Annotated in this window: 18 protein-coding genes and 1 pseudogene; 16 read left to right on the forward strand and 3 right to left on the reverse strand. The window is 69.8% G+C overall.

What is annotated here, in order from left to right:
• The 7 genes from HUA76_RS18180 (at position 1) to HUA76_RS18210 (ending at position 7,966) form a co-directional block, all read left to right on the forward strand.
• Positions 1-621 carry a tRNA (guanosine(46)-N(7))-methyltransferase TrmB gene (locus tag HUA76_RS18180; protein ID WP_141649419.1) on the forward strand — a complete coding sequence of 207 codons (621 nt, stop codon included), beginning with the start codon at positions 1-3 and terminating at the stop codon, positions 619-621.
• Between the two features lie 108 nt (positions 622-729).
• Entirely contained in the window at positions 730-1,773 is a 1,044-nt protein-coding gene (locus tag HUA76_RS18185) for a diguanylate cyclase (RefSeq protein ID WP_141649420.1), read from the forward strand.
• Positions 1,774-1,828: 55 nt separating this feature from the next.
• Entirely contained in the window at positions 1,829-2,245 is a 417-nt protein-coding gene (locus HUA76_RS18190) for a hypothetical protein (RefSeq protein WP_141649421.1), read from the forward strand.
• 139 nt (positions 2,246-2,384) lie between these two features.
• Positions 2,385-3,491 carry a hypothetical protein gene (locus HUA76_RS45385; RefSeq protein WP_254614274.1) on the forward strand — a complete coding sequence of 369 codons (1,107 nt, stop codon included), beginning with the start codon at positions 2,385-2,387 and terminating at the stop codon, positions 3,489-3,491.
• Between the two features lie 62 nt (positions 3,492-3,553).
• The gene (locus HUA76_RS18200; protein ID WP_174453008.1) at positions 3,554-3,976 is read left to right on the forward strand and encodes a cupredoxin domain-containing protein; all 423 of its coding nucleotides are present in this window, start codon (positions 3,554-3,556) and stop codon (positions 3,974-3,976) included.
• A gap of 56 nt (positions 3,977-4,032) precedes the next feature.
• A complete protein-coding gene (locus HUA76_RS18205) occupies positions 4,033-6,978 on the forward strand; it encodes a helicase C-terminal domain-containing protein (protein ID WP_174461571.1) in 2,946 nt (981 codons plus the stop codon).
• 238 nt (positions 6,979-7,216) lie between these two features.
• Entirely contained in the window at positions 7,217-7,966 is a 750-nt protein-coding gene (locus tag HUA76_RS18210) for a Uma2 family endonuclease (protein ID WP_254614275.1), read from the forward strand.
• A 21-nt stretch (positions 7,967-7,987) separates the two neighbouring features.
• Here the strand turns inward: HUA76_RS18210 and HUA76_RS18215 are convergent, their stop codons facing one another.
• Positions 7,988-8,728, reverse strand: a complete 741-nt coding sequence (locus HUA76_RS18215) for a HAMP domain-containing protein (protein ID WP_141647923.1) — start codon at positions 8,726-8,728, stop codon at positions 7,988-7,990.
• Positions 8,725-9,474 (reverse strand): HEAT repeat domain-containing protein, encoded by a 750-nt coding sequence (locus tag HUA76_RS18220; RefSeq protein ID WP_174461572.1) that lies wholly within the window; start codon positions 9,472-9,474, stop codon positions 8,725-8,727. Before HUA76_RS18220 ends, HUA76_RS18215 begins: the two co-directional genes overlap by 4 nt.
• A gap of 158 nt (positions 9,475-9,632) precedes the next feature.
• Here HUA76_RS18220 and HUA76_RS18225 point away from each other — a divergent pair, with 158 nt between their 5' ends.
• From HUA76_RS18225 to HUA76_RS18255, 7 genes and pseudogenes are all read left to right on the forward strand, one after another.
• On the forward strand, positions 9,633-10,430 hold the full coding sequence (locus tag HUA76_RS18225) for a hypothetical protein (RefSeq protein ID WP_174461573.1): 798 nt from the start codon (positions 9,633-9,635) through the stop codon (positions 10,428-10,430).
• Positions 10,431-10,722: 292 nt separating this feature from the next.
• Positions 10,723-11,163 (forward strand): acetyltransferase, encoded by a 441-nt coding sequence (locus HUA76_RS18230; protein ID WP_141647926.1) that lies wholly within the window; start codon positions 10,723-10,725, stop codon positions 11,161-11,163.
• 164 nt (positions 11,164-11,327) lie between these two features.
• Positions 11,328-14,024: an alanine--tRNA ligase gene (gene alaS, locus HUA76_RS18235; RefSeq protein ID WP_174461574.1), complete on the forward strand. Its 2,697-nt coding sequence runs from the start codon at positions 11,328-11,330 to the stop codon at positions 14,022-14,024.
• Positions 14,021-14,686, forward strand: coding sequence for a hypothetical protein (locus HUA76_RS18240; RefSeq protein ID WP_174461575.1), 666 nt, complete (start codon positions 14,021-14,023; stop codon positions 14,684-14,686). The genes alaS and HUA76_RS18240 overlap by 4 nt, the downstream gene beginning before the upstream one ends.
• A pseudogene (locus HUA76_RS45390) lies at positions 14,683-14,931 on the forward strand (TIGR02266 family protein); the annotation flags it as partial. The gene HUA76_RS18240 and the pseudogene HUA76_RS45390, both read left to right, overlap by 4 nt.
• Before the next feature lie 2,775 nt (positions 14,932-17,706).
• A complete protein-coding gene (locus HUA76_RS45395; RefSeq protein ID WP_141649392.1) occupies positions 17,707-19,272 on the forward strand; it encodes an Hsp70 family protein in 1,566 nt (521 codons plus the stop codon).
• Between the two features lie 160 nt (positions 19,273-19,432).
• Positions 19,433-20,017 carry an outer membrane beta-barrel protein gene (locus HUA76_RS18255; RefSeq protein WP_246137894.1) on the forward strand — a complete coding sequence of 195 codons (585 nt, stop codon included), beginning with the start codon at positions 19,433-19,435 and terminating at the stop codon, positions 20,015-20,017.
• Between the two features lie 10 nt (positions 20,018-20,027).
• Here the strand turns inward: HUA76_RS18255 and HUA76_RS18260 are convergent, their stop codons facing one another.
• Positions 20,028-21,371: a glutamate--cysteine ligase gene (locus tag HUA76_RS18260; RefSeq protein ID WP_174453002.1), complete on the reverse strand. Its 1,344-nt coding sequence runs from the start codon at positions 21,369-21,371 to the stop codon at positions 20,028-20,030.
• Between the two features lie 61 nt (positions 21,372-21,432).
• Here HUA76_RS18260 and HUA76_RS18265 point away from each other — a divergent pair, with 61 nt between their 5' ends.
• Together HUA76_RS18265 and HUA76_RS18270 are read left to right on the forward strand one after the other, a co-directional pair.
• The gene (locus HUA76_RS18265) at positions 21,433-22,248 is read left to right on the forward strand and encodes an EI24 domain-containing protein (RefSeq protein WP_174461576.1); all 816 of its coding nucleotides are present in this window, start codon (positions 21,433-21,435) and stop codon (positions 22,246-22,248) included.
• Between the two features lie 218 nt (positions 22,249-22,466).
• Entirely contained in the window at positions 22,467-25,706 is a 3,240-nt protein-coding gene (locus HUA76_RS18270; RefSeq protein ID WP_174453000.1) for an MXAN_5808 family serine peptidase, read from the forward strand.
• Positions 25,707-25,857: the final 151 nt, after the last annotated feature.

The raw sequence follows: 25,857 nt of genomic DNA on the forward strand, positions 1-25,857 counted from the left end.
ATGCCACGCCCCCGCTTGCTGCCAGACCCCGTCGGCCTCCACCTCATCGCCCAGGAGACCCCTCCGGATTGGGACGCCGAGTTCGGCTTCCCGGGCCCCCTGGAGCTTGAAATCGGCTCCGGCGCCGGGGGCCACGCGCTGGAGTACTGCCGCCGCAACCCCACCATCCGCTTCGTCGCCTTCGAGTGGCGCAAGAAGTACGCGCGCGACACCCAGGAGCGCGCCCAGAAGGCCGGGATGAAGAACCTGCGCGTCGTCGAGTCCGACGCCCGCTTCGCCGTCCCCCGTATCTTCGCGGCCGGCTCGCTCTCCGCCATCCACCTCCAGTTCCCCGACCCCTGGTGGAAGCGCGCCCACGCCAAGCGCGCCGTCGTGCAGCCGGACTTCGCCGCCCTCCTGCTCACCAGGCTCGCCCCCGGCGGCCGCTTCGACATGCGCACCGACGTCGAGGACCGCGCCCACAACATGCTCTCCATCCTGGAATCCGTGGGTTTCCACAACCCCTTGGGTTCCGGTGTTTTCCATCCGTATGACCCGGAGGAGGTGCCCTCGACGCGTGAGCGGCGGTATCTCACCTCGGGAGAGCCGGTGTACCGGGCCCGCCTCGTCAAACCCGCCTGAGCCTCCGAAAGACGGGGACTTGCCCTACCCCTTGGCTTCCTGGAGTCGGCGGGAGACAATCACAGGCATTCTGGCAGCGCGGGATGATTGCACTGGGGGCGCAACCGCATGGCGGAGGGTGACAGGAAGAGGACGCCGGAGGTAGCCCGGCGGACTGGGGCAGGCGGCGAGCTGAGCGGCCGGACGGTGCTCATCGTCGATGACGATCCATCGCACGTGGCACATGTGCGCGAGGGGCTGGCGCCGCGGGGGTACGTCTTCAAGGAAGCCCATGACGGCACACAGGCGCTGTCGGCCATTCGCGAGGCGCGGCCGGACCTCATCTTGATGGACGTGGAGATGCCGGGGCTGGGCGGCGTGGAGGTGTGCCGCATCATCAAGGCGAACTCCGGGGAGGAAGGCTTCGGCTTCATCCCGGTGATTCTGATGACGGCGCGGCAGGCGGCGGGAAAGGTGGAGGGGCTGGAGCTGGGGGCGGACGACTACCTGGTGAAGCCCTTCGACATGTTGGAGCTGTCGGCGCGGGTGAAGTCGATGCTGCGGCTCAAGGCGCTCCAGGACGCGCTGGTGGAGAAGAACCGGGAGCTGGACAAGGCCAACAAGGAGCTGGCGCGGCGGCGCGAGGAGCTCCTGGCGCTCAGCCGGACGGACGCGCTCACGGGGCTGTTCAACCGGCGCTGCTTCGAGGAGCGCCTGAGCGACGAGTTCGCGCGCTCGCGGCGCTACCAGTCCCCCCTGTCGCTGGTGATGCTGGACATCGACCACTTCAAGCGCATCAACGACACCTTCGGCCACCCCTTCGGGGACCAGGTGCTCAAGGCGGTGGCGCAGACGACGCGCTCGCGGCTGCGCGAGGTGGACGTGCTGGCGCGTTATGGCGGGGAGGAGTTCATCGCGTTGTTGCCGGAGACGGCGACGGCGGACGCGCTCAAGGTGTGCGAGCGCGTGCGCGAGGCCATCGCCGGCCTGCGGGTGGAGCACGTGGGCGTGGACGGGAAGCGGCAGGAGGTGCGCCTGACGGCGTCGCTGGGCGTGGCGACGGTGCCCTCGGAAGACCTGGGGAGCGCGGAGGAGCTTCTTCGCGCCGCGGATGCGGGGCTCTACGCGGCCAAGGGAGCGGGGCGCAACCGTGTCCAGCAACACGTTCCGTGAGACGGACGAACCCAAGGCTTTCCCCCGGCGCCGCTTTGACCTAAACCCCACGTCCATGCGCCTGACCGCGACGATGCCCTGGTTGCTGGCCCTGCTCCTGGTGGGCGTGGCCGGCTGCAACCAGCCCCGCTTCGGCACACCGCAAGATGCGTATACGTCCTTCCACCGTCTGGTGAAGCGCGGCGAGTTGCGCGCGGCCTGGGGCGCATTGTCCCAGCCCACCCAGACGGCCCTGACGAAGCGGGCCCAGGCGGTGAGTGACGCCTCCGGGGGCGCGGTGAAACCCGAGCCCCTGGGCCTCTTCTTCGCGAATGTCCCCCCTCCTCCGGATGTTACGGAGGTCTCCCTGGTCCGGGAGGCGGGCGACGAGGCGACCGTGCTCGTTCGCTCGTCAGGCAGCACCCACGAGGTCCGGATGGTCCGAGAGCCGTCTGGGTGGAAAGTGGACCTCTCAGCCTCCCTCCAGCCGTGAAGCCGGGCATGCTCGGGCTCCTCGCATCAGGTAACGTACGACTGTGAACGATCGGAAGACACGGCGGGTGGTTCCCGCGGTCGAAGTCATCCGGCGGCCGGCCTCGACGCCCGGCAGCGCCGCCCAGACTCCGTCCCCCTTGGAATCCGCCCCTCCGGCGCCCACGCCGCGCCCCACGCCCACGCCCCGGCCCACCGCCGGCACGGCGCCCCCCCTCACGCCGGCGGTTCCTCGGCCCTCGGGGGTGAGTCCTTCGCCCCGCCCCGCCGCTCCCGCGGCGACGGCGCCGACGACCGCCGCCCCCTTGCCCGCTCCCCGGCCCACCGGCGCGGCACCCGCACCCTCGCCGCGTCCGGCGAGCGTGACGCCAGGGGCCCGTCCACTGGCGCCGAGAGCACCCGGAGGCCCGGGGGGACCCGGTGCGCGTCCGGGCGGCTTCGGTGGTCGGCCGGGGGGCTTCCGCTCCTCGACGCCCCGGCCTCCGCCCACGCCCGAGCAGATCCTCGCACTGGCGCAGCGCGAGCATGTGCCCGCGCGCATCGCCAAGGGGGAGCTGGAAGGGAAGATGAAGGCCCGCATCTGGCGCAAGCTGCACGCCGAAGAGGCGAAGCGCTTCGACCAGGTCTACGAGCTGATGGGCCAGACGCCGAGCTTGTCGTTGGGGGATGCCTTCGGCGTGCTCCAGAGCGGCATGACGGTGGCGGAGTTCATGGCGCGCAAGGAGCGCACCCAGCGCAAAGCGGCCATCAAGCAGGCGCGCGGCGAGGTCGACAACGCCGTGGTGGCGGAGCTGCTCGGCGGCCTCATCGCCGGCAAGGTGGAGGTCTCCGTCGTCCTGGCGGAGCGCTCGCTGCTGGACACGCTCGTCGCGGAGGAGCCCATCGCCTTCACGCTGGAGCGCACCGGGCGGCTGGAGAAGCTGCAGGTGGTGCTGCTGGCGCGGCGCGCTGAGTGGGAACGGCTGCTGCCTGGCCTGGAGCGCGACGCCAAGCTGACGCAGAAGCCTTCCACGGTGGCGCGTCAGCCGGACAAGCGTCCGTACTCGGACCCGCGCGCGTTCCTGGACCACCTGGGCGAGACGGTGAAGCTGGTGCTGCGCAACGGCATCACCCTCCAGCTCCCGCTGATGCACGTGGGCCGGTTCGACCTGCTCCTGGGTGAGCCGGGCCACGAGGTCTTCGTCCCGCTCCACGCCCTGCTCCGGTTCGAGCCGGGTCCCGCGAGCGCTCCCGTCGACGAGGCCTGAGGGCCCTGACGTCGGGGGCGCCGCCCCTTTCACCTTCGCAAGTTCTTCGTTCGAGGCACCCCATGCGCCCCTTCTTCTCCCGCATCATCAAGCCCTGGCTCGCGCTCGCCGCGACGGCCGCCATGGTGGGCGCCACGCAGCAGGGATGCACCAAGGACACGCCCGCCGCCGAAGCGGCCCCCTCGGCGCCCACCGTCCCCGAGAAGCGGGAGAACGGCGTGCGCGTGGTGGAGCTGACGGTGACGGAGAAGGGCTACGAGCCCAGCCCCGTGACGCTCAAGAAGGGCGAGCCGGTGAAGCTGGTGGTGACGCGCAAGACGGACCAGACGTGCGCCACCGAAGTGGTGATGGACGGCTACGACATCAACACGCCGCTGCCGCTCAACCAGCCGGTGGACATCTCCTTCACACCCAAGGAGTCCGGAAAACTCGTCTACGGGTGTGCCATGGGGAAGATGATTTCCGGCGTTTTCCTGGTGGACTGAAGACGTAGGCTGAAATCTGGGCACCGCGCCGGGAAGCGTTAGTCTCCCGGCCCTGCATGGGCGGCGCGGCGGAGCTTTTCACGCGGCATGTCTTCCTCGACCTCGAAACCACGGGGTTGGATCCACGTGCCGACGAAATCATCGAGCTGGGGTGTCTCTTCTTCGAGAACGGACGCGAGGTGGACCGCTTCGCGCGGTTGTACTCGGCGTCGCGACCCCTGCCTCTCACCATCCGACGGCTGACGGGCCTGACGGACGCGGACCTGGCGGGTCGGCCCCGCTTCGGGACTGACATCGAGGAGCTGCGAAGTCGGCTCACGGGCTGGACGGTGGTGGCGCACAACGCGCCGTTCGAGAAGGGCTTCCTGCCGGACCTGCTGGGTCCCATCCGCGCGCCGGTGCTCGACTCGTGCGAGTTGATGCACTACCTGCACCCGGAGCTGACCAGCCACTCGCTGGAGTCGCTTTTGCGCTGGGCCGGGCTGGGCATCCGGCAGCCGCACCGCGCGCTGTCCGACTGTGAAGCGGTGCACGCCGTGCTCGTGCAGACGATGGACCGCTTCGTGCGCGAGGGCCGGGGCGAGGACGTCTCCGACCTGCTGGCCACGCTGGACCCTCGGGCCGCGCGGCGGCTGGGGCCTCCAGAGACGGACGACGGCGCGTTCGACTACGAGGAGTGGCCGCTGCTGGAGCTGCTGTCGCGACTGAGCGACGCCTGTCGCGCCGCGCCCGCGTCGCTGGCGCTGGAGACGCAAGGCTTCCTTCGCGGGAAGCCCGAGCGACGGCGAGCGGCCGGTGTCCCCTCGCTGCCCGAGCCCGAGACCGACACGCCGGTGCTGCCTGTGCGGGCCGACGAGGTGACGGCGGTGCTGGGCGCTGGAGGCGCGCTGGAGCGGATGGAGGAGGGCTTCCGGAGTCGGCCCGCGCAGCTCGAGATGGCGCATGCGGTGGCGCGCGCGCTGTCGGACGGTGAGCAGGTGGCGGTGGAGGCGGGCACGGGCACGGGCAAGTCGCTCGCGTACCTGGCGCCCGCGGCCCTCTTCGCCGCGCGCAACGGGCGCAAGGTGGGCGTGGCCCCGCACACGAAGACGCTCCAGGACCAGTTGCTGGAGAAGGACCTGCCTCGACTGCACAAGGCGATGGGCGGCACCTTCGGCTACGCGCTGCTCAAGGGACAGTCGAACTACCTGTGCCGACGCCGCGCGCTGGAGGCCACGCGCGTGGAGCCGGGCATGGGGCACTCGGCTCGCGCGCCTCGCGCCTACCTGCGTGCGTACCTGCGCCGCAGTGTGGATGGCGACATGGACCGGCTGAGCCACTGGTTCCGCGAGCGCTTCCCCGTCCTGATGGGCCTGACGCCCGCGGTGCGCTCCGAGGCCGCGACGACGCTCGGCGAGAAGTGCCCGCACTACCACCGGTGTTTCTACCACTCGGCCGTGGCCCAGGCGCGCGAGGCGGATGTGCTGGTCATCAACCAGTCCCTCGCCTTCGCGTGGCCGGCGCGCTACCCGAAGCTGGAGCATCTGGTCCTCGACGAGGCCCACGAGGTGGAGGACGTGGCCACCACGGCCCTCACCGTGGAGCTGTCGGACCTGGCCTTCCAGCGGCTCACCGAGCGACTGCACGGACGCGATGGACGCCACGGCCTCTTCGCGGAGCTGCGGCGCGCCCTCTCCGCGTCGCGTCGCGAGGAGTCGCGCGCGCTGATGGGCCAGGTGGAGGACGCGCTGCGCCGGCTGATGGACGAGGCGCGGGACCTGGGCTCGCGGGTGACAGAGCTGTGCGAGCCCTCGGCGACCACTGCGGGAGAGGACCCCGACGAGGGCGCATATGCGCCGGAGCTGCGCGTGACGGAGGCGGTGCGCGCGTTGCCCACGTGGGAGCCGGTGCGTGACGGCCTGGAGCTGGTGCGCGGCGCGCTGCAGGCGCTGCACACGCTGCTCGCGGTGCGGGTGCTGGAGGCCCTGCCGGAGCTCGCCGCGCGGATGCCCGCGCTGGAGCGCGAACTGTCCGGTGCCACCACGGAGCTGGGCGAACTGGCGACGCTGGCGCAGGAGCTCTCGGGCGAAGCGGCGGCGGGACGGTGCTACTCCGCGACAGCCGAGCCTCGGCGACAGCGATGGAACGTGGGCGCGCAGCCAGTGGACGTGTCGTTCCATGTGTCGCGTGACTTCGCGGCGAACAAGCGCGCGCTGGTGTTGACCTCGGCCACGTTGGGTCCCACGAGCCACGGCTCGGGAACGCCCTTCGTGTTGAAGCGGCTGGGGCTGGATGGACGCGGAGACCGCCCTGCCCCTCGGCTGTTGCGCGCACCGTCTCCCTTTCAGCTCCACGAGCAGGCGCTGGTGGTGCTCGTCACCGATGCGCCGCGCGCGCACGAGGACCCGTTTGTCGAGTGGGCCGCGACGCGGATTTCGGGCCTCGCGCAGACGATGGGTGGACGGCTGCTGGGCCTGTTCGCCTCCACGCGGCGCATGGAGCGCGTGGGCGCGGAAGCGCGGAGCCGACTGGAGCCGCTGGGCATCGAAGTGCTGCGGCAGTCGCGCGGACACAGTCGCTCGCTGGCGGCTCGGCAGGAGCGCGACACGGGCACGGTGCTGCTGGGCACGAAGAGCTTCTGGCAGGGCGTGGATATCCCAGGCCGGGGCGTGGGCTGCGTCTTCATCGACAAGCTCCCGCTGGAGCCCGCGCTGCGTCCGTTGGTGGCCGCGCGTGAGGAGCCGCTGGCCCGCTCCGGTGGCGAGTACCAGGGCTTCCTCCAGTACCGACTTCCGCGCGCGTTGCTGCTCCTGCGCCAGGGCGTGGGTCGACTCATTCGCTCCACCACGGACCGAGGCGTCGTCATCGTCGCGGACCCGGGCCACCCGAGCTACCGCGCGCACCTCATGGAAGCGCTCGAGGGCTATCGCGTGGAGGCGCTTCCGTGGGCCCAGGCACGCCTGCGCATCCACGCCGTGCTCAAGCAGACAGGGCTCACCGTGGACGTGGCCTCGCCACCGTGAAGCTTCACAAGTCCGCTCCCGTGGACTCCTTCACGGAGTCCTGGAACGCGATTCACGCGCATTGCTTGATTCCTGCTTCAGAGCGCGCGCGATTGTGCATGGCCCACGCATTGCTCATCCGCCTCGGGCATTGACGCGCGAGGCTGCCAACTCCACGCTTTGAAGCATGGGACGGCACGCGGACAGAGTTCGTGGTGACGCCTTCCCTCGGGCGCCCACCCAGGAGGCGTGGGACGCGATGGGGCCCGAGGAGAGGGCGCAGGTGGTGGAGTCACTGCCGGCGGAGGTGACGTACCGGGAGATGTCGCCGCCCGAGGGGGACTTGCATCAAGACGCGAAGCACCGGGTGCTCGATGTGCTCAGGCATCACTTCCGTCATCGGCGGCGCAAGGCCTACGTCGGCTCGGAGCTGCCCGTGTATTACCCCGGGGAGCGCCGCTTCGCGCCGGACCTGCTGGTGGTGTTCGACGTCGAGCCACACCCTCGTGAGAAGTGGCTGGTGAGCCATGAGGGCAAGGGCCTGGACTGGGTGATGGAGGTTCACTCGGGCGGCAACCGGAAGAAGGACGCCGTGGTCAACGTGGAGCGGAACGCGCGGCTCGGCGTCCGCGAATACTTCATCTACGACGCGGGTCGGGAGCGACTGGAGGGGTTCCGGCTGAAGTCCGCCAAGGACAGGACCTATGTCCCCCTTCGGCCGAAGCAGGGACGGTTCACCTCGAAGGTGCTGGGGCTCGAGTTCGAGGTCCGTGGCGACAAGATGCTCGTCTGGGCCGGTGAGACGCTGTTGCTCGAGTCCACCGAGATGATTGACCAGCTCAAGGCCCGGATGGAGAAGGCCCGGCTGCGCCGACAAGCGGAGGCCCGTCGACGTCGGCAGGCGGAGACCCGGCAGCGACGTAAGCTGGAATTGGCTCTCAAGGACGCCGAACAACAAATGGCGAAGATGCAAGCCGAGCTCCGCAAGCTGCGTCCCCGGAAGCACTGACCGGGGACGGCTGCGCGGGGCTCAGGCCTCCAGGCGCGCGCGGAAGCGGGACTCCAGCGCGCGCAGCTCATCGAGCGACTCTCCCGGCACACCGGAGCGCTCCGCCGTCTCCAGCGCCTTCGCCAGCACCCGAGCATCCTCTTCGCTCTGGTCTCGCAGCTTCTGCATCATGCTCCGCGTCGCGTCGAACAATTCCCGCAGTTCGTCGCCGTCGCGCAGGCCGTACTGCGGCGGGCGCAGCTTGCCCTCGTACACGTCGCCCACCATGCGCCGGATGCGCAACAGCGGCCCGGCCACCCGGTGCGTCACGACGATGGTGCCCATCGCCACCACGGCGATGAAGCCCACCAGGAAGGCCCCCAGCACCCACCATGTCGCGCGCTGACGCCACTCGAGCTCCGCGCGTTGTTCGACGATGGCGGCCCGCTCCGCCTCGTAGGCCGCGTCGATGCCTTGCGCCTTCTCCCGGAAGGTGGCCTCGAACGTCGGGTCGTCCATCCGCGCGAGCAGCTCGTTGGACAGCGTGGCGCCGGACAACTCCCGGCTGACCTCGGCGGCCCGGGAGCGGGCCTCCACCGCTGTCGCCGTCTCCCGCATCAGCGCCCAGGCGGAGCGCACCAGGAACACGCCCAGCAGGGCCGACAGCACCACCGTCACTCCAACCATGTACGCGGTCAGCTTGAGCTGGAAGCTCGTATCCAGGAGGAAGTTACGCCAGCGCCGCTTCGGGGCCGCCGCGTGCGCCGTCGTGCTCGTCGTCATGTCTCGTTGCTCCACTCGAAGGTTTCCGCTGCTTCCTCCACCGCGCGCGGCACGAGCGCCTTGAGGAGGTCCGCGGGCTGCGCGCCCGCGGCCTTCACGTCCACCTGCCCCAGCAGGGACAGGTCCGGGTAGCTCAGGCAGACGATGGCCACCCGCAACCCGCCTCCCTCCATCGCATGGACCTCCGGGGTGATGCGATAGCCATGCAGGCCCAGCTTCTTCAGCGCCCCCTTTGCCGCCGCCTTGGACTCCTTGGCCGGCGCCAGCAGCGCGCCCCGGCGAATCAGCCGCGAGCGCAACCGCGCCTCGGTGGCCTTCACCAGTTCGGCCGGCAACGAGCGCGTGAGGTCCTTCATCCCCTCCAGCGAGACGTAGAAGCGCGGAGGTCGTGCCTGGTACTCCTTCAGCGCGATCACCGCCTCGCGCACGGCCGCCTGCACCGTCGCGTCCGCCTCCGTCTTGTGGGCCTCCAGACAGGGCAGCGCGGAGGACTCCTGCAGCTTCGCCAGGGACTTGGCGACGGCCGCGCGCACCAGCTCACTCGGGTCCTTCAGGCCGCCACACAGGGGCGTCACGGCCTCCGGATCCTCGGTGGCCCCCAGCACCAGGGCCGCCTGGGAGCGCGAACGGGGGTCCTTGCCCTGCGTGAGCTGGCGCCCGAGGAACGCAAGGCGGGTGTCCCCCTGGGCGAGGGTCACACCGGGCACGACGAGCAACACGAGGAGGGGGAGGGCAGGCAGCCGCATGGCGGGGACGACGCAGAGTGTAGCGCCGTCTGCCCGCTGACGAACAGTTGCAGGATGCCCGGTCCACGCACACCCACCTTCCCTGCTTGCGTAGGCAGGGTGGATCCGACCTGGGGCCATCCTGGGGTAACGTGCGCACGTCCAGGAGGGCATGCCCGGTGTCATTCGCTTCCCGGTTGGAAGGTCTGCTGCAGCAAGTGGGGTTGAGCGGCGTGGTGGAAGAGGTGCGTTCGCGCCTGGGCTATGCGCGCCCGCAGGCCCCTTCCCGCAACGGTGCCGACCATTCCGCACCCCGTCACGTGGATCGGCGGGACTCGCCGTCCCCTGCCCCCGTGGCCGTCGCGCCTCCCAGCGCGCCAGAGTCCACCCGCGTCGAGCGCACACCGCGCCCGCGCCCCATCTCCGAGGTGGACGGCCCTCCCGCCGAAGCCGTCGCCGCCGAGCCACCGGCGCCTCGTGCCTCGAAGGTGGCGAAGAAGACCCGGGCCGTGAAGTCCGCGAAGCCCGCCGCCGCCAAGGCCTCCGTCACGAAGTCGGGCAAGAGCCCGGCCCGGAGCAAGGCCCGCGCGAAGAAGCGCGAGGCGGCTCCCGCGTCCCAGGCGGCATCCTCGGCGGACACGGGTCAGGCCGTGGGCCAACTGATGGAAGCGCTCCGCGCGCACCCTCGTCACGAGGAGCTGCGCTCCGCGGGCAAGCTGAAGGATCAGCTCGTGCGCTCGCTGATTCCGCTGTACCTGGCCCGGGCGGTGGAGCTGGACCTGGAAGTGACGTCGGGGACGACGTCCCGCTTCTGGGGCGAGCTGGGCGTCACCTACGCCGCCCCCAACGCCGCGAAGGCCCTGCGTCTGCACGCTGGCTACGCGCAGGACACCAAGAAGGGGAAGGCCATCACGCCCAAGGGCGTCCAGTACGTCGAGGAGGCCCTGAAGCGGCTGCGCGAGAGCGCGGCCTCCTGAAGCACGCGCCCCCGTGAGCCACCGAGCCGAGTGTCCGCCCGGTGGCACTCCAGGGCCAGCGCGGACCGTCGGAGGTTCGCTGGCGGACGCTCCCCAGGGCCTCTCGAACGAGCGGCTGGCCCGAGCCAGGAGGTCCCCTAGATTGGCGCGGAGCGATGGCCACGACGCGCCCTTCACCCTGGACGGCTTCCCTGTCTCCCCCCACCTCCCTCCTCGGGATGGCGAGCGTGGGCGAGGACCGCCTCCAGGCTGAGACGCCGTCCGGTCGCTGGGGGGTGGCGCGGGGTGGGGCATGGGCCCGGACGCGCTGACCTTCTACCGGGCCGCGAGGCGGCTGAAGAGCCTGGGTGTGCCCGTGCTTCCGAGCATGGTGGCCGCCGTGGGTGACCGGCTGTTGCACTGCCACGTGGACATCGACGCGCGCCTGCACGCCTCCGTGGGGCTGGGTTACGGCGGCGTGGGCGTGGTGGTGGCGCCGGGGGTGGAAGTGGGCGAAGGCAGCTTCCTCTCCCAGAACGTCAGCGTGGAGCCGAGGCGCGGCGAGGCGGGAGTCCCCCGCATCGGCCGCAACGTCTATGTGGGCGTGGGCGCGCAGATCATCGGCCCGGTGACTGTGGGAGACGGCGCGGTGATTGGCGCTGGCGCCCTGGTCATCTCGGATGTGCCCCCCATGGCCGTGGTGGCGGGAGCCCCCGCCCGGGTGGTGAAGCAGAAGGCCGCGAACGGACACTGAGGGGCGGACCCCACGCGGGCGTGGCGCGGTGTTTCCCGCCCCCCACCCCACCTGCCGTCCAGGCGTGCCAGGGCTGTCGGAGTCCCCCCTCCCGGGCCGTCCTCCCCCTCATGCAACCTCCAAGAACTCCTGCGCGGCCTCCTCTTGTGGCATATACCCACACCATGCCTTCCGCCCTGACCGCCTCCGAGATTCGCGAGGCGTTCCTCAAGTTCTTCGAGGAGCGTGGACACCGCCGCGTCCCCTCCTCCTCACTGGTGCCGGCGAACGACCCGACCCTGCTGTTCACCAACGCGGGCATGGTCCAGTTCAAGGATGTCTTCACCGGCCGCGAGCGGCGCGACTACAGCCGCGCCACCACGTCGCAGAAGTGCGTGCGCGCCGGTGGCAAGCACAACGACCTCGACAACGTGGGCTACACGGCCCGGCACCACACGTTCTTCGAGATGCTCGGCAACTTCTCCTTCGGCGACTACTTCAAGGCGGACGCGATTGCGTACGGCTGGGAGTTCGTGACGAAGACGCTCGGGCTCGACAAGGCGCGGCTGTCCATCACCGTGTTCAACGGCGAGGATGGCATCCCCTGGGACGAAGAGGCGTTCGAGCTATGGGCGCAGCAGGGCGTGTCTCGCGACCGCATCTACAAGCTCGGCAAGAAGGATAACTTCTGGTCCATGGGCGAGACGGGCCCGTGCGGTCCCTGCTCCGAAATCCACTATCACCAGGGTGACGACATCCCCTGTGTCGAGGAAGCCGCGGGCCGCAAGTGTCAGGGCGTCGCGTGCGACTGCGACCGGTGGCTCGAAATCTGGAACCTCGTGTTCATGCAGTTCGAGCGCAAGGAGAAGGACGCGCCGCTGATTCCGCTGCCCAAGCCGTCCATCGACACGGGCGCGGGCCTGGAGCGCATCGCCTCCGTTGTGCAGGGCAAGCGCTCCAACTACGACACGGACCTGTTCCAGAACATCATCGCGAAGGTCGTCGAGGTCTCCGGCAAGCCGTATTCGCAGGAGACGGGCGCCTCCCACCGCGTCATCGCGGACCACGGCCGCGCGGCGGCGTTCCTCATCGCGGACGGCGTGCAGCCCTCCAACGAGGGCCGGGGCTACGTCCTGCGCCGCATCATGCGCCGCGCGATCCGCCACGGCACGCTGCTGGGGCTGGACCAGCTCTTCTTCTTCAAGGTCGTCGACCGCGTCATCGAGGTGATGGGTGACGCGTACCCCGAGCTGCGCGAGAGCCGTCCCTTCCTGCTCAAGGTCTCCGAGCACGAGGAGGAGAGCTTCCGGCGAACGCTCAGCCGCGGCATGAAGATGATTGAGGAGAACGTCACCCGGATGAAGAAGGCGGGCGAGACACTGATGTCCGGCGCGGACGTCTTCCTGCTCCACGGCACCTACGGCTTCCCGTGGGACCTGACGCAGATCATCCTCCGTGAGCACGGGCTCGACGCGGACATCCCCGGCTTCGACGCGGAGTTGGTGAAGGAGGCCGAGCGCGGCAAGGGCGGCGAGCTCAACAAGGACAAGGCCGTCGGCGACGTCTACCTCAAGCTCGTGGAGAAGCTCGGGACCACCGAGTTCCTCGGCTACGAGGGCGAGGGCCACGAGGGCGAGGGCAGCATCCGCGCGATGATTCGCGACGGCGTGGAAGTGGTCCAGGCGTCTCAGGGCGACAAGGTGGAGCTGGTGCTGGACCGGACGCCCTTCTACGGCGAGTCCGGCGGTCAGCTCGGCGACAGCGGCAACATCGTGGGCCACGGCGGCAAGGCGGTGGCGCAGGTGAAGGACGCGCAGCGTCCGGTGCCGGGCCTCATCGTCCACTCCGTGGAAGTCACCGAGGGCACCTTCAAGGTCGGCGACATGGTGCAGACCGCGGTGGACGTGGAGCGCCGCAAGGCCATCCGCTCGAACCACTCCGCGACGCACCTGCTGCACAAGGCGCTCAAGCTGGTGCTGGGCGAGCACGTGAAGCAGGCGGGCTCCGTCGTGGCACCGGACTTCCTGCGCTTCGACTTCTCGCACTTCGGGCCCGTCACGGCGGAGCAGGCGGAGAAAGTCGAGGACCTGGTCAACGGCTGGATTCGCGACAACGCCGCGGCCGAGACGCGCGTCATGGCGCTCGAGGACGCGAAGAAGTCCGGCGCGGTGGCCATGTTCGGCGAGAAGTACGGCGAGACGGTGCGCGTCGTCACCGTGCATCCGGAGTCCACCGAGCTGTGCGGCGGCACGCATGTGCGGCGCAGCGGCGACATCGGCCTGTTCAAGCTCTCCAGCGAGAGCGGCGTGGCGTCCGGCGTGCGCCGCATCATCGCGCTCACGGGCGTGGGCGCGCTCCAGCACGTGCGCGAGCAGGAGCACGAACTGCGCAAGGTGGCCGAGCTCTTGAAGACGTCCCCCAAGGACGTGGTCAAGCGCGTGGAAGCGGCGCAGAAGCGTGTGAAGGAGCTCGAGCGCAAGGTCGAGGAAGTGGCCGTGAAGGCGAATACGGCCGGCAGCAAGGACCTGCTGGAGCAGGCGCGCGACGTCAACGGCATGAAGGTGCTCGCCACGCGAGTGGACCCGGCGGACGACAAGGTGTTCCGCGGCATGGCGGACCAGCTTCGCGACCGCATGCGCTCCGGCGTCATCGCCATTGGCGGCGAGAAGGACGGCCGCGCCATCATCCTCGTCGCGCTGACGAAGGACGTGGTGGCCAAGGGCATCAGCGCGGGAGACCTCGTGCGAGAGATGGCCAAGGAAGTCGGCGGCAAGGGCGGCGGCAAGGCCGACATGGCGCAGGCTGGCGGCCCCGACGCGTCGAAGCTGCCCGCTGCGCTGGAGAAGCTGTACGAGCTGGTGAAGGGAGCGGGCAACGCGTGAGCGCTCGCGCCTCTCTCGTGCTGGCGCCGGTGGCGCGCCTCCTGGCTGCGGCCCTCCTCATCGGGGGCTGCACGAAGGAGGAGCCCTCGTCCGAGGCCCTGGGCACGGCGGATGAGCGCACGCTCCAGAAGCTGCGGCAGGAAGTGGACCGGGTGAACCAGGGGGGTCGCCAGGCCCATGGACCCGAGGCCACCCGGGGCGCGCCGAACGCCCAGCTCGCGGGACTCGCCGCGGGACTGGAAGAGGCCCCGCCCCGACAGTTGGGCGTGCCCGAGGGCAACGCCACGGTGCATGTGGACTCGGTGGCGGTGAAGCTCACCGGGCTGGAGTCCTCTCACTCGGCGAAGGGCTCGGGGAAGATGAGCGTGACCACGGAGGAGCTGTTCCTCCGCGTGCAGTTCGTCACCCAGAACGTGGGCCCGAAGCCCGTGACGCTGGACCTGGAGTCAGTCACGGTCGTGGACGCGCAAGGCGCGTCGTATGTGCTGGCCCGGGACGCGCAGGTGCTCGCGGGAACGCGGCCGCTGCGCCGCACCTGGGCCCCTGAAGAGCGCGCCGACATCATCCTCCTGTTCGAGCTCCCCCCGCCGGCCCTGCGGGAAGGTGCCCTGCACCTGATCATGCAAGGGACGGGGGGAGAGGTGCGGATCCCCCTGCGATGAGCGGGCTTGTGTCCAAGCTGCTTCCGCTGCGCATCCGCCTCCCGTACAGCACGGAGGAGGAGTTCGTCGACAAGTACGGCTCGAACGTGGCGCGCGGAGGCGTGTTCGTCGCCACGCGTGCCCTGAAGCCCGAGGGCACCGGGCTGGCGTTCGAGTTCGTCCTCGCGGATGGCACCCGACTGCTGCGCGGCGAAGGCGTGGTGGTGAAGTCGCAGGTGGACGCAGGCGGCGGGCGCGCTGGGATGACGGTGCGCTTCGTGAAACTGGACGCCGCGAGCAAGGCGCTCGTCGACCGTGTGGTCGCGCGTCGGGCCGCCCCGGAGCCGCAGCAGACCGTCCCTGGACTGGTTCGCAAGACGCAGGCACCCAAGCCGGTTCCAGTCCGCCCACCCGAGCCGCCAGCGCAGGTAGCGGCGTCCCAGGATGAGCGCGGCGAGGCGGAGAGTCCTCCTGCTGCTCCTGAGACCGGACCCCGCGGTCTCTTCGCCACCGAGGCTGCTCAAGGCAGCTCCTTCGCCACCGAGAGCGACCACACCCCGGAGACTCCGCAAGGCGGCCACTTCGCTCCAGCGACCGATGAAGCCGGGACGCCCAGCGAGGCACTGAGCCCACACACCGGAGATACCGCACGGCACGTCGAGGACACCGCTCCTCGCCTGTCACCCGAAGCGGAACCGCCAGTGCAGCACCATGGCCAGGGTGAGCCGTCGGATGCGGCTTCGTTCAACGCGAGCACCGCCGACACGTCTCCAGGACTCGAGAACACGACCGAGCAGGCATCGTCCTCGTGGACGGAGAGTGCCGCGGCCACGGCGTCCGCATCCTCCGAAGCCACCTCTCTCGCCGCTGACGAAGATCGCGCACTCGACTTCGACATCACCGCGAGCTTGTTTGATCCCGATGAGGACGAGCCCTCGACAGGGAGTGAGCAGGGCACGGGGCACGGGTCGACGGAGCAGCCCTCACAGGCGCCAGCAACGGACGAGCGCATCCTGGACGCAGGAACAGCCCAGGCACCCCGCGACCTCTTCTCTTCCTCGGAAGCAGCAACGAGCGCGGTGAGCGCACCCAAGCTCGGTGCGGCCCATGCGTCCGATGCTTTCGACCAGGAGCACGACCCAGGCGCGAGGAACGCGGCCTCCGGAGCCGGCGCCGAGGAACAGCCCTCGAACTTCGCGTCCTCGTCGATTGACGCGATGGAAGCGGGCTCGAGCTTCGAATCGGGGACCTCCGCGAGCGTCGCACCCGAAGTCTCCTTGAATCGCTCCGGCGCGGGAACTTCGGGTACCACCGAGGACACGTCGTCCGAGGTGCCCTGGTTCGGAACGCCGGAGGTCCCAGCCTGGGAGGCCAGTCCCTCCGAGGTGACTGCCCCTCCCCCTCTCGACGCAGCCACCGGGATGTCTCGGGGCACCGAGGAGCAGGCTTCGCCCTCCAGCCGTCAGGGCGCCGACGACAAACGCTTCGAGCCGACGAACACCTCCGGGGCACCGTCTCACGCAGTTGCTGCGTCTTCTCGCGCCGAGTCGACACCCACGTCGCCCATCGAGCCCACGAGCGACATAGACCCGTGGGGCATCACGGCCAGCTCCAGCGGCACTGAATCAGCCATCACGGAAGAGCCCTCGACTCAGTCGCTCGCTTCGCATGAGGAGGCCATGGTTGCCACCGAGGCAGCCGTGTCCATGGACCTGCGGGCACGTACCGAGTCGCCGAACAACACGACCGTCCCTATCTTCACTGCTCACACCCAGACCAACGTCGGCACCGACATTGAGTCCACGGCAGCGGCACTGTCGCGCATCGAGAACGCGGCGTCGGAGGCAGCGCAAGACACCTCGGCACGTGCTGAGTCGTTCGCCACTTCAGCGGCCCGGTCCTCCACGAATTTCCCAGGTCGCACTGAACCAGCAGTCACGCCGTCTGCGGCAGACACCAAGCCGCCCGCGACCACGAACGACCGCTCCGCCACGGAGCCTCCGACCCCCACTGCGCCATCCGTCACCCCGCCCGCGGCAGACACTGAGCCGCCCGCCACCAGGGACGACCGCTCCTCCACGGAGCCTTCGGCTCGCACCAGGCCTGCAGTCACCCCGTCTGCGGCAGGCACCAAGCCGCACGAGTCCAGCGACGACCGCTTCTCCACGGAGCCGCCGGCTCGCACCGAGCCAGCAGGCATCCTGGCCGCACGGTCGTCCACGGAGCCTGCCGTGCACGGGGCGTCTGAGGCACTGACCGACACGAAGACGACAGCGGTAATTCCGAAGCCCACAACCGCAGAGGGATCCACGGATCCAGCCGCGCGGAGCGCGGACAAGGCGTACGCCGACACGGGTACACCAGCCGCACAGGCCTCTTCGGCGCCAGTTGCACACGGCGCGACCGACGCAAGCGAGTCCACCTCCGCAGCAGAGACAGGCGCACCGACGCCGCGCTCCGAGCACGCAGCACAAGTCACTACGGAGTCCACCGCGCTCGGAGCGGATGAGGCACGCGCCAACGCCAGCGACTCCACGTCCGAGCCATCGCCGGCGCCACGCTCCGAGCACGCAGCACAAGTCGCTACGGAGACCACCGCACCCAGAGCGACCGAGGCGCGAGCCACCACCAGCGACTCCACCTCCGCGCCATCGCCGACGCCACGCTCCGAGCACGCAGCAGAAGGCCCCACGGAGCCCACTCCGCTCAGCTCGACCGAGACTCGAACCAGCGACTCCGCCTCCTCGACGGAAGCAACGGCCTCCGCCACCCAGCCAGCGACCACGGCCGAGCAAGCCCCCACGACACCGGCCTTTCAAGCCGGTAACACAGCTTCCACCGACCAGGCCCCAGGGGCCACCACACCCGCCCCTGCTCGCGCGGAGCCTGCCCCCGCCACCTCGCCGCGCCCCGTCACCGAGGCACGTACCGAGCCCACCGAACCACCCGCCCCTCAGGACGCCGATACCGCGCGCAATCGCCGCCGTGCGCTCCTGGAGGTCCCCGTCTCCGCGCCCTCCACCTCCCCCGCCGTTCCAGAGGTGGTGCTCGGCATCGACCTGGGCACCTCACACGCACGAGTCGCTGTCTTCCACGATGGCGTCGCTCAACTCGTTCCGCTCCCGGGCACGGACGGCCACGAACTTCCCGCGCTCGTCGCGGTGGACGGCAATGACGAACTGCTCGTCGGCCCGGCGGCTCAAGTCGAAGCCATGCGCGCTCCCCGCCGTGCCGCGCCCGGCCTCATGCGCCTGCTCGGCCTGCGCGCCCGCTCCCCCCGACTCCGCGCCCTGGCCCCACAACTCCCCTTCCCCGTCGCCGCCGACCCGAGCGGCGATGCTTGCGTGGAGCTCGGTGGCCGACTCGTCGCGCCCACCCTCTTCACGGCCCTGCTCCTGCGCGAGCTCAAGCACGCCGCCACGACCTTCGTCGGACGCAAGGCCACCCGCGCCGTCATCTGCGCCCCCACCCACTTCACGGACCGCCAGCGCGCGGCCCTGCGTGACGCGGCCACCCTCGCGGGGCTCGACGCACAGCGCATCCTCACCGCCCCCGCCGCGGCCGCCCTGGCCCACGGACACGGACGCGGCCTGGCTCGCAAGCGCGTGCTCGTCATCGACCTGGGCGGCGGAGGACTCGGCGTCGCCGTGGTGCAAGTCACCGGCGATGACCTGGAGGTCATCACCACCGGCGGCGACCCCACGGTGGGTGGCCTGGACTTCGACGCCCGCATCGCGGAAGCCCTCGCCAGCGACCTCGCGGACCAGGGCATCCCCCGCCCTGAACACGCGCTCGATTGGGGCCCCCTGCGCACCGCCGCCGAGGCCGCCAAGGTGGCCCTCTCCGAGCGCGAACAGGTGGACGTCACCCTGCCCTCGGGCACCGTGCCCCCGCTGACCCGCGAGCGCATGGAGGCCCTCACCGCGGACCTCGCCCAGCGAGTGACGTCCGTCGTGCGCGAGGTGCTCGACTCGAACGCCCTCTCGCCCCAGGGCCTCGACGCCGTGCTGCTCGTGGGCGGACAGGGACGCACGCCCCTGGTCCGCCGCCGGCTGGAGGAAAGCCTGGGCGTCCCCGTGCGCGACGACGTCGACGCCCGAGGCGGCGTGGCCCTGGGCGCCGCGCTGCTCGGCCGCGGAATCGTGCTGGCTGAAGGCGGCAAGCCCGCCGCCTCCGTCTCCGAGGTGCTCTCCGCGCCCATCGGCGTCGCCGAGCGAGGAGGCACCCTGCGCCGAGTGCTCGAGCGCACGACGCGACTGCCCGCCGGCAAGACGCTGGTCATCCCCATCGCTCCGGGCCCCCTGGAGCTCGCCCTCTTCCAGGGCCCCTCGCCGCTCGCGGCGGAGAACGAGTACCTGGGTCGGCTCTCCCTCAATGTGGAGCGCGCGGGCGAGGTGGAGCTGCACTTCTCGCTCTCCGCCGACGGAGCCCTCTCGCTGGAAGCCACGCTGCCCGGAGTCCGCCGCCAGCCCGTCTCCCTCTCCCTGGAGGACCTGGACGACGCGGGGCGCGAGGCGCTCGTTGCCCGCTCGCCGCTGATTGGCGAGCCCGAGGCGCGTCCGGGCGGCCTGCTGTCCGGGTTGAAGAAGCTGTTCGGCCGCCGCTGAGCGCCTTCCCGTCCGGCTCCTCGCGGGCCCGGCGGTCCACCGCCAACCCAGCGGGCCCTCTCTGTAGCCGACTCAACGGATGCCCACCTTGTCGCTGACCGAAACTTCGGGGAGGTATGCGATGCGACGTTCGATGGTGGGAGGAGTCGCCGTGGCAGCCATGGCTCTGGCGAGCCCGGCTTTCGCGATTGAGGCCCAGCGAGTGGCCGGGGCCTTGGACATGAAGAAGGAGCCGGAGGTCGGCATGGACGTGCGACTGGGTCTCGGCAGCTTCACGGGAGACCTGGGCGAGGACGTCGGCGTGGGCGCCACGTTCGGCATCAACGCCGACGCCCAGGCGTGGAAGTACGTGGGAATCGAGGTGGGCTATGAGCTGCAACGCCTGCCCATCGACTCGCGTCGAATCGACGACGAGGATGCGGGCCTGTGGCGCAACAACTTCGGCGTGCTGGCCAAGGCCGGGCCGCTCATCGACCAGAAGTGGCGGCCCTTCGTCGGCGCCGGCTTCGGCCTGAGCTACCTGGACCCCTCCGACGGCGCGGACGACGTCTACCAGAACGACTGGATGACCGAGATTCCGCTCGCCGCCGGCGTGGACTATCGCTTCGGCAGCGTCCTGTTCGCGGGGGCCCGGGCCACCTATCGCCTGCTGGGCGGCGAGGACGTCGTCGACCGCCCAGGCACCAACAGCGCGGCGAAGGGCAGCCTCTTCAACGCGAACCTCACGCTGGGCGGCCGCTTCTAGCGGCCTCGCTTCACACGCTCGCCAGCGAGAGCACTGTCTCGGGGCGTGGGTCCTTCGCCCACGCCTCGAGCAGCACCGCCGCGGGAGAGCGCTTCGACGCGGCCACTTCCGCCAGCGGGTCCAGGAGGGGCGCGTCCGCAGCGTCCAGGCGCAGCAGACCCCGCCGGGCAATGCCCACCATCTCCTCCGCGAGCCGGTACAGCTCGTGCGTGCCCAGCTTCCCGGCCAGCCCCTCGCGGCGCGCGGTGTCGTGGAAGGCCAGGTGCTCGGTGTACGTGAGCTTCGGCAACAACCGCTCCGCCTCGTCCAGCGCCGTGGCGTCGTAGAGGATTCCGCGCCACAACGCTCCCAGCGCGCCCGTCATCGCCGCGTTTCCACAGTCCGCGCCGCGCACCTCGACGACCTTCTTCAGGCGCACCTCGGGGAAGAGCGTGGAGAGATGGTCGGTCCAGTCCGCCAGGTCCGGGGGCTGTCCCTCGAAGCCCTGCTCCAGCAACTGTCGGAAGGTGAGCTTCGGGTGCAGGTACTGGCCCTCGCGGCGCAGGAAGAGCAGCGGCGCGTCCATCGCCCATTCGACATAGGCCCGGTACGAGAAGGAGCCGTCGAAGAACGCGGGCAGGTAGCCACAGCGCGTCGGGTCCACCTCGTCCCAGACGCGGTTGCGGTAGGACAGGTAGCCAGAGGGCTTGCCGTCCACCAGCGGGCTGTTGGCGTACAGCGCGTTCATCACCGGGGAGAGCCGCGCCACCACCACCGTCTTCCGGACACAGTCCGCCTCGTCCTTCCAGTCGAGCGACACCTGTCCGGTGGCCGTCATCAACATCATGTTCAGCGCCAGCTGGCCCCGCTCCGGCAGGGTGCGCCGCATCACCAGGTAGCGCGACTTGGGCATCCACGGCATCGTCGCCGTCGTGCCCGTGGGGCGGTACCCCATCGTCACCAGCCGCAGCCCCAGCTCCCCCGCCGCCGCCTTCACCTGCTTCAGGTGGGCCAGGTTCTCCGCGTGCGCCTCGCGCGCCGTGTGGAAGGGGCTGCCGGACAGCTCGAACTGTCCACCCGGCTCCAGGGAGATGGTCGCCTCGCCGCGCTCCCGCTGGAGGGCGATGACCGGGGACTCGGGCGTCTCCCGGAAGGGGACATAGCCCTCGGGGGCCAGCCGGTTCAGCAGGGCCCCCACTCCGGACGGACCCTCGTAAGGGACAGGAGCGTCTGAACCCACGGGGAACAGCAGCTTCTCGTGTTCCAGGCCCAGACGAAGGTGGCCCTGGGGCTTCTCGGCGGACCGAAAACCCGACACCAGCAGGTCGACGGAGGTGATCGGCTCGGAGTTGGCGCGCTTGAGGTCGAGGGACATGAGCGCGCCCTATATAACGTGTAACTCCAGAGCCGCTTTCGATTTGCACACCGGCCCCGCCATGCCCCCCCCATCCCCCATCCCTTCCATCTCCCCGCAGCCCCGCCTGGCCGACTTCTTCCAGGGGCTGGGCCTGCTCGGCCGGGCCTTCGGCCTCATCTTCCGCTCCCGGCGCCTCTTCGTCCTGTCCGCCCTGTGCGCCGCCGTCACCGCCGTCGCCCTCGTGGGGCTGGCCTGGCTCCTGTGGCACTACGCCCCGGGGGCCCTGGGCTCCCTCTGGACCCAGCCCGAGTCCTGGTATGGCCGGGGGGCCTGGTACGCGGTGCTCGTCCTGTCCTGCCTCGTGCTGTGGGTGGTGGGCGCCAACATCGTCCCCCCGCTCCTGCTGGCCCCCCTCCAGGACCCCCTCTCCGAGGCCACCGAGGCCCTCTGTGGGGGAGGCGACGGCCCGCCCTTCACCCTGTCCAGCTTCGTGCGGGGCATCGTCACGGGGCTTGCACACACCCTGGCACGGCTGTTCTTCCTGCTCGCCGGGCTGACGCTCCTCTTGCCGCTCCACCTCTTGCCCGGGGTGGGCAGCCTCTTGTGGACGGTGCTCGGCGCCTTGTGGACCATGACCTGGATGGCGGGCGAGTTCCTGGCGGCCCCCATGACGCGTCACCTCTACCCTTTCGCCGAGGTGAGGCGCATGCTCCGCCAGCACCGGGCCCTCACCCTGGGCCTGGGAGCGGGCGTCTACCTGCTCCTCTGGGTTCCCATCCTGAATACCTTCTTCCTGCCCGTGGCCATCGTCGCCGGGACGCTCATGTACCGAGGGCTGCGCGAAGCGAACCTTCTGCCGCCTCCGCCCACGAGCAGCCAGGGGGCGCTGCCCTGAAATAAACGCCTCCACCGGCTGTCGGTCCCTCCAAGGCGGGAACGCAGTGCCCGCCAGGGACGTTCTGCCTCTTCAGCGGAGAGTCGATGCCTTGAAGCACCAGAAAGCCGTGATTAGGCTTGCCCGGCCGCTTCAATGCCCAGCTACCGTTTCAAACGTTCGGATTTTCTAGGCATTTCACGCCACACCCCGGGGCGCCCACAAGCGCTCCAGCTTGGATGAATCACATGCCGCGTTTTCTCCGCCGCATCGCCGCTGTTGCCGTGCTCCTCGGCGCCTGGGCCCTCGTGGGCAGTCACCGGGCGCCGATTCCGCTGATGATGGGAGCGGCCGAGGCCGGGCAGGGACAAGGCACCTGGGATGGCAGCCTGCCCTCCGCCAAGGGCGAGAAGGCACCCCACGACCTCAACAGCCTTCGCGTGCTGACCAAGGTCATCCTCTACGTGAAGGAAAACTACGTCGACCCCAAGCGCATCAAGCCGAAGGAGATGATGATCTCCTCGCTCGAGTACGTGGAGAAGAGCGTTCCGGACGTGCTGGTGGACGGCAACCCGGAGACGGGCAAGCTGGCCGTCAACGTCAACGGCAAGACGCGTGAGTTCGACATCGGGCATGTCGACTCGCTGTGGAAGATGTCCTTCGCCCTCAAGGACGTGTTCGACTTCCTGTCGAAGAACATGCGTCCCATCGAGGACACGCGCGACATCGAGTACGCGGCCGTCAACGGCATGCTGTCCACGTTGGACCCGCACTCGGTGCTGCTGCGCCCGGAGCTGTACCGGGAGATGAAGCTGTCCACCAAGGGTGAGTTCGGCGGCCTGGGCTTCGTCATCCAGATGCGCGAGGGCAACCTCACCGTCGTCAAGGTGCTGCCCAAGACGCCCGCGCACCGCGCCGGCATCCAGAAGGACGACCGCATCAAGAAGATTGGCGAGGAGTCCACCGTCAACATGGACCTCAACGAGGCCGTGTCCAAGCTGCGCGGCCCGGTGGACAGCCGCATCATCATCACCGTGGAGCGCGACGGCTGGGACAAGCCCCGCGTGATGACGCTGGCCCGCGCGATGATTTCCATCGAGAGCGTCCAGCACAAGATGCTCTCCGGCAACGTGGGCTACATCCGCCTGAAGAACTTCCAGGGCAACACCACGCGGGATTTGGAGTCGGCGCTGGGTGAGCTGCGCAAGCAGGCGGACGCCAAGGGCGGCTTCAAGGGCCTGGTGCTGGACATGCGTGGCAACCCGGGCGGCCTTCTGGAGCAGGCCATCCAGGTGTCCGACACGTTCCTGTCCAACGGCACCATCGTCGCGACGGTGGGCCTGTCGGACAAGCTGCGCGAGGAGAAGCGCGCGCGTCCCACCGAGGGCGAGGACACCTATCCCATCGCGGTGCTCGTCAACGCGGGCAGCGCCTCCGCGTCGGAAATCGTGGCGGGCGCGCTGAAGAACCTCAACCGCGCGGTCATCATCGGCCGGCAGACGTTCGGCAAGGGCAGCGTGCAGGTGCTGTACGACTTCCCGGATGACAGCGCGCTGAAGCTGACCATCGCCAAGTACCTGACGCCCGGCGACGTCTCCATCCAGGAAGTTGGCATCGTCCCGGACATCCAGTTGGTGCCCACCCGCGTCACCGACGAGCGCGTGGACGTGTTCGCGTCGCGCCGCTCCATGGGTGAGGCGGACCTGGATCAGCACTTCGGCAACCCGGACTCGGCCACCGTCGCCAAGAAGCGCGAGGACGTGTTGGACCGCGAGAAGCCACGCGAGAGCCTCAAGTACCTGAAGGTGGACCCCAAGCAGCAGGAGAAGCTGGCGGTCGCCGCGAAGGAGGAGCCCAAGAACCCCAAGGCCGTCGCCGCGAGCAAGGACGGGGACAAGAAGCCGCATGGGGAGAACGACCCGCTGCTCGACGTCGCGGGCCAGGGCGAGGACCTGGACGACCAGCTGGACGCGGAGTCGCAGGAGGAGATCAAGGAGGACTTCGAGGTGCAGTTCGCGCGGGACTACGTGCTGAAGGCCCCGGCGGCCACCCGTCAGCAGCAGCTGCAGCAGGGCAAGGCCTTCATCGAGCAGAAGCGCCGTGAAGAGGAGACCCGCATCAACGCCGCCATCGCCGCGCTGGGTGTGGACTGGAGCGCGGGTCCCACGCCGAAGAACGTGCAGCTGACGGGCACGCTGACGCCGACGCCGGACACCAAGATTCACGCGGGCGAGCTCTTGGAGATGGTGGTGACGGCGGAGAACAAGGGCACCGAGCCGCTCAAGCGCGTGCGCGCCTGGACGGAGAGCGACAACGCCTTCCTGGACCGCCGCGAGTTCCTCTTCGGCGCGCTCAACCCGGGCGAGAAGAAGTCCTGGAAGGTGAAGGTCCGGCTGCCCAAGGACCTGACCAGCCGCCGCGACGACGTGACGGTGCGCTTCTTCGACGACCAGGGCGCGCTGCCGGAGACGCGCGTGTCGGAGCTGAACTTCGCGGAGCTGCCGCGGCCGTCCTTCGCCTTCAACTGGCAGGTCGTCGATGACTGCGCCAGCTGCAACGGCGACGGCACGGTGCAGCGGGGCGAGTCGGTGGCGGTGCTGCTGGACGTGACGAACGTCGGCCCCGGCGTCGCGATGGATTCCTTCACGCAGATCAAGAATGGCGGGGACGCGAACATCTTCATCGAGAAGGGCCGCTTCAAGCTGGGCGAGCTGAAGGCCGGCGAGACGAAGACGGCGCGGTTCCAGGTGGAGGTGAAGAAGGGCTACAAGGGCGACACCTTCCCGCTGAAGCTGGCCATCATCGACGAGCCGCTGGAGGAGTTCGTCATGGAGAAGATGGAGCTGCCCGTGAAGGACGCTCCGGTGGCGACGCTCGAGGCGAAGAAGGGCTCGGTGCGCGTGGCGGAGAAGACGGAGTTCTTGGGCTCGCCCGTGGAAGGGGGCCGCACGGTGGCGAAGCTGAACGCGGCCGCGGTGCTGCCCGTGGAGGCCGCGAACAAGGGCTTCTTCCGCGTGGAGCTGGAAAAGAACCGCTTCGCCTTCGTGCGCGCCCAGGATGCCCGCGAGGTGAAGACGGGCAAGCCCGTGCAGCCGAAGCTGGCGTGGACGACGACGCGGCGCCCGCCGGACATCAAGCTGGACGCGGACCCGTCCGCGGGCGGCCTGGTCGCCAACGGGGAGAAGTTCACCCTGTCCGGCGTGGTGACGGACCCCAACGGCCTGTTGGACGTCTACGTGCTGGTCAACGACCAGAAGGTCTACTTCAAGGGCGTGGACCCGAAGGGTGGCGAGCCGAACACCCTGAAGTTCTCCACCGAGTTCACCCTGAAGGAAGGCAACAACAATGTGCTGGTGGTGGCGCGGGAGAGCACCGACTTCGCCAGCCGCCGCACCCTGGTCATCCGCCGCCGTCCGGCGGAAGTCGCCCAGAAAGTCACGGGCCAGAGCCCCGGCGGGGTGAAGCCGCAGCCTCAGTAGGCGTCTGACGACACGCGGCGCCGCCTTCCGGGCGGCCCTTCCGGTGGGTTCTCCTCACGAGACTCGTCGGAAGGGCCGCCCGTTTTGTTGACGCTCCTCGCGGGCTGGCGTTAGCGTCCGCCGCTGTGGGGCGCCCCCGGCCGGCGGGTTC

Source organism: Myxococcus sp. CA056, assembly GCF_013336715.1.
GTDB lineage: Bacteria > Myxococcota > Myxococcia > Myxococcales > Myxococcaceae > Myxococcus > Myxococcus llanfairpwllgwyngyllgogerychwyrndrobwllllantysiliogogogochensis.

Excerpts from the sequence above, each read along its gene's own strand:
- HUA76_RS18190 (WP_141649421.1), top strand. The coding sequence starts at position 1,829 with ATGCGCCTGACCGCGACGATGCCCTGGTTGCTGGCCCTGCTCCTGGTG.
- HUA76_RS18260 (WP_174453002.1), bottom strand. The coding sequence starts at position 21,371 with ATGTCCCTCGACCTCAAGCGCGCCAACTCCGAGCCGATCACCTCCGTC.
- HUA76_RS18255 (WP_246137894.1), top strand. The coding sequence starts at position 19,433 with ATGGCTCTGGCGAGCCCGGCTTTCGCGATTGAGGCCCAGCGAGTGGCC.
- HUA76_RS18180 (WP_141649419.1), top strand. The coding sequence starts at position 1 with ATGCCACGCCCCCGCTTGCTGCCAGACCCCGTCGGCCTCCACCTCATC.
- HUA76_RS18185 (WP_141649420.1), top strand. The coding sequence starts at position 730 with ATGGCGGAGGGTGACAGGAAGAGGACGCCGGAGGTAGCCCGGCGGACT.
- HUA76_RS18270 (WP_174453000.1), top strand. The coding sequence starts at position 22,467 with ATGAATCACATGCCGCGTTTTCTCCGCCGCATCGCCGCTGTTGCCGTG.
- HUA76_RS18200 (WP_174453008.1), top strand. The coding sequence starts at position 3,554 with ATGCGCCCCTTCTTCTCCCGCATCATCAAGCCCTGGCTCGCGCTCGCC.
- HUA76_RS18210 (WP_254614275.1), top strand. The coding sequence starts at position 7,217 with ATGGGGCCCGAGGAGAGGGCGCAGGTGGTGGAGTCACTGCCGGCGGAG.
- HUA76_RS18205 (WP_174461571.1), top strand. The coding sequence starts at position 4,033 with ATGGGCGGCGCGGCGGAGCTTTTCACGCGGCATGTCTTCCTCGACCTC.
- alaS (WP_174461574.1), top strand. The coding sequence starts at position 11,328 with ATGCCTTCCGCCCTGACCGCCTCCGAGATTCGCGAGGCGTTCCTCAAG.
- HUA76_RS18230 (WP_141647926.1), top strand. The coding sequence starts at position 10,723 with ATGGGCCCGGACGCGCTGACCTTCTACCGGGCCGCGAGGCGGCTGAAG.
- HUA76_RS18265 (WP_174461576.1), top strand. The coding sequence starts at position 21,433 with ATGCCCCCCCCATCCCCCATCCCTTCCATCTCCCCGCAGCCCCGCCTG.
- HUA76_RS18215 (WP_141647923.1), bottom strand. The coding sequence starts at position 8,728 with ATGACGACGAGCACGACGGCGCACGCGGCGGCCCCGAAGCGGCGCTGG.
- HUA76_RS18220 (WP_174461572.1), bottom strand. The coding sequence starts at position 9,474 with ATGCGGCTGCCTGCCCTCCCCCTCCTCGTGTTGCTCGTCGTGCCCGGT.